The organism is Streptomyces sp. NPDC058985 (genome assembly GCF_042740985.1).
Classification (GTDB): domain Bacteria; phylum Actinomycetota; class Actinomycetes; order Streptomycetales; family Streptomycetaceae; genus Streptomyces.
This window is the reverse complement of the sequence record NZ_JBHYJX010000106.1, coordinates 1-2,039: the sequence shown is the minus strand read 5'-3', so window position 1 is coordinate 2,039 and position 2,039 is coordinate 1. Positions and strand designations below refer to the sequence as shown.

Here is a 2,039-nt window from a genome sequence, read left to right as displayed (position 1 = left end):
GATCCCGACGACGCCGGCCGGCTGCCCGAGACACTGCGGCAGTTCACCGCCCAGCGACTGCCGGAACACATGGTCCCCTCCACCGTGGTGGTCCTGGACGCACTGCCCCTGACACCGAACGGCAAACTGAACCGCCAGGCCCTGCCCGCACCCGAACTCCTGGCGGCTGCGCAGGCGACGACGGGCCGGCCTCCGGCCAATGCCCGAGAGGAGATCCTGTGTGCCGCGTTCGCCGATGTCCTGGGCCTGCCGACGGTCGGCGTCGACGACGACTTCTTCGCACTCGGAGGCCACTCACTCCTGGCAACTGAACTCGTCAGCTTGATTCGCGAGGCCCTCGGCAACGAGGTGAGGATCGCAGACATCTTCGAGGCACCAACAGTGGCGGGTCTCTCGAACCTGGTCGGAGACGAAAAGTCAGAAAGGCCGGCGTTGCGGCCGATGCGCAAGCAGGAGGAGTCCCGATGATCCCGTTGTCGTTCGCACAGCGCCGCTTGTGGTTTATCGAGCAGCTCCAGGGAGCGAGCGCAACCTACAACATCCCTATGGCCTTGCGGCTGTCGGGGAAGCTGGACCAGACGGCGCTGGGTGCGGCATTGCGGGACGTGATCGGGCGGCACGAGGTGCTGCGTACCGTGTTCGCGATGGGCGACGGAGAGCCGTACCAGCTGGTGCAGGATCTCTCGGATCTCGCGTGGCAGTTGTCCGTCGTGGAGACGACACCGGAAGACTTGGACGGTGCGGTCGCCGAAGCGGCGAGATACGTCTTCGACCTGTCGGCAGAGGTGCCTATCCAGGCATGGTTGTTCGAGATCGATCCGCAGGAGCACGTCCTGTTGGTGCTTGTCCACCACATTGCCGGGGACGGCTGGTCATGGACACCACTGGCACGGGACGTCGCAGTGGCGTACTCGGCCCGCTGCGCGGGGCGAACCCCGGAGTGGGAGCCGCTGCCGGTGCAGTACGCCGACTACGCCCTGTGGCAGCGGGAGCTGCTCGGAGCGGAGGATGACCCGGAGAGTTTGCTATCCCGCCAAGTGGGCTACTGGCACCAGGAGTTGGAGGGCATACCTGAGGAACTGGAACTACCCTTCGACCGCCCCCGTCCGCCGACGGCGAGTCATCAGGCACGGACGGTGTCGTTCGAAATCCCCGCCGAGATGCACGTCCATTTGGTGGAGGTGGCCAGGGCAGAGCGGGTCACGGTGTTCATGGTGCTGCAGGCGGCGCTGGCCACGCTGCTGTCCCGGCTGGGCGCGGGTACGGACATCCCGGTCGGGTCGGCGATCGCCGGGCGGACCGACGCGGCAATGCGCGACCTGGTCGGCTTCTTCGTCAACACCCTGGTCATCCGCACGGACTTGTCGGGAAACCCGACGTTCCGCGAACTTGTGGGGCGGGTCCGGAAGACAGGGCTGGCAGCGTACGGGAACCAGGATGTGCCGTTCGAGCGGCTGGTGGAGGAACTCGCGCCGGTGCGTTCGTTGGCGCGGCATCCGTTGTTCCAGGTGATGCTCACGTTGCAGAACACTGCCGATGCGGTCTTGGAGCTGGAGGGCCTTCGGGTCGAGGCGCTGCCGGTCCGCGCGTCGGCGGCGAAGTTCGATCTTGATTTGAGTTTCGCAGAGGCTTTCCATGAGGACGGTTCGCCGGCGGGCCTGCGGGGTGTGCTGACCGCGGCGGCAGACCTGTTCGATGCGGACAGCGTCGATCGGTTCGTGGAGCGTCTGACTCGCGTGCTGGAGGCGGTGACGGCTGATCCGGGTGTGCGGGTGGGATCGGTGGAGGTGCTGGATCCCGCAGAGCGGGACCGGGTGGTGATGGAGTGGAATGACACTGCGGTGGAGGTGCCGCGGGTGTCGGTGGCGGGGTTGTTCGAGGAGCAGGTGGCACGGACGCCGGAGGCGGTGGCGGTGGTCGCTGATGGTGTTGAGGTGTCGTATCGGGAGTTGGATGAGCGGGCGAACCGGCTGGCGCGGTATCTGGTGGGGCAGGGGGTGGGTGCGGAGTCGGTGGTGGGTCTGTGTCTGCCGCGGGGT

Annotated in this window: 2 protein-coding genes; both read left to right on the top strand. The window is 66.8% G+C overall.

The window, feature by feature from the left end; genetic code table 11:
• A partial coding sequence (locus ACFW01_RS38360; protein WP_384511492.1) for a phosphopantetheine-binding protein occupies window positions 1-468 on the top strand: 468 nt, incomplete at its 5' end.
• A partial coding sequence (locus ACFW01_RS38355; protein ID WP_384511489.1) for a condensation domain-containing protein occupies window positions 465-2,039 on the top strand: 1,575 nt, incomplete at its 3' end. The genes ACFW01_RS38360 and ACFW01_RS38355, both read left to right, overlap by 4 nt.